Here is a 1,443-nt window from a genome sequence, read left to right on the forward strand (position 1 = left end):
AATAACCCGGACCACCCGATGGGGGCTGCTCAAGCTCGATCTCGACTTCCGGGTTGATCCGCAGCGCGCCGGCCCGCGCCGCCGTCGCCTTGTCCTCGCCGATGGTGTCCAGCGTGGCGAACAGCTGGCGGTTCAGGTTCGACAGCTCGAAACGGTCGATATCCGCGATGGCAAAGCGGCCGACGCCGGCGCGCACCAGTGCCATGAACGCGGCCCCGCCCATGCCGCCGACCCCCGGAATCAATATCTTAGCCGCCCGCAACCGCGCCTGCTCGTCCGCCGTGACGAACCCGCGGTTGCGTACCGTCATCCCATCATAGCAAAACCCGCTCATCCCCCCCTCAATCTTCCCAACGGTTGATCCGCAGCCAACCACTGAACCAGCGGCGCGACGATGGCCTGGATCGTCAGGATGATCGCCTGCACGCCCAGTTGCGGAATGGCGCTGCGAGGAACGCTTTTCGCCAGAAACCGCCGCGCGGTCGACAGGTCGATACGACCGATCTGCAGCACGTCGTCGCCTCGGACATAGTCCAGCGTTTCGGCGCAGAACCGGTTATAGCGTTCATCGCGATGCTTGGCGGCGACGGCGAAGCTCTTCTTCAGATTGTCGGACCCGCCGGTATAGGCATTGGTAATGACCTGCGTTGCCGGGTCGAACCCTGCGTCTTCGCCGACGCCGAACGCCGCGCGCTCCTTCCGCATGATCTGATAGGCAAGGTGCTGGTGGGCGAAGCTCGGCCGGGTGCCCGCCTGTGCGGGATACACGTCGTCGAACGTCTGCGCGACCATGCCGACGACGGCGGGCACCTGTGTCACGCTGCTGATCCATAGCGGGCGCAGGCCACGCCGGACGAAGAGCGCAAAGCAGGTCAGGCCATAGAGAATCCATGACAGCCCCCCACTCCGCTCGGCCGGATCGACCATGACAAGTCCAAGATGCAGCACGTCGTCCGGCAGGCCGCCACGCTGCACCCTGAGCAACGGCATGGCGTTGAACGCAATGGGTCGGCTGTCGCCGGCCCGCCGGACCAAGGTGACCACGCTGCGGTCCCATGCGGCCCCGTCAGGCGCGAACAACCCGTAATCGAGCTGCCGCCCGTCCAGACAGCTAGCCACAACGTCGCGGCAGGCGGCCTGCAGTGCTGCCAGATCAGTCGGCGACAGGATGCTAGTGGGGCGTTCGGCGATTTCGACGCGGTACTGGCGCCCGGCAGGAAAGCGTAGGAGCAGGTATTTCCCGGAGAATGCGCTGAAGATTGCCGTTGGCCGCATGCGTTCCTCGTCGGGACGTCGGTGGCAATGCGTATCACGACGCGCACGACTGGCTCAAGGATTGCGGCTTGGGCGCCTGTCGCGCGCGCCTAAGCGCAAAAAGCCCGTCAAGTCGTTAGACATGCGGGCTTTTTGGTTTGGTTGCGGGGACAGGATTTGAACCTGTGA

The 1,443-nt window shown here is 64.8% G+C and carries 2 protein-coding genes; both read right to left on the bottom strand.

The genetic code is table 11. From position 1 onward, the window contains the following. Window positions 1–310 (bottom strand): HesA/MoeB/ThiF family protein (locus AVT10_RS15495; protein WP_198158612.1); only part of this gene is annotated, 310 nt, incomplete at its 3' end. A gap of 20 nt (window positions 311–330) precedes the next feature. Further along, the gene (locus AVT10_RS15500; RefSeq protein WP_066693491.1) at window positions 331–1,275 is read right to left on the bottom strand and encodes a hypothetical protein; all 945 of its coding nucleotides are present in this window, start codon (window positions 1,273–1,275) and stop codon (window positions 331–333) included. Between the last annotated feature and the right edge of the window lie 168 nt (window positions 1,276–1,443).

It is taken from the genome of Sphingomonas hankookensis, from assembly GCF_001619955.1.
GTDB classification, from domain to species: domain Bacteria; phylum Pseudomonadota; class Alphaproteobacteria; order Sphingomonadales; family Sphingomonadaceae; genus Sphingomonas; species Sphingomonas hankookensis_A.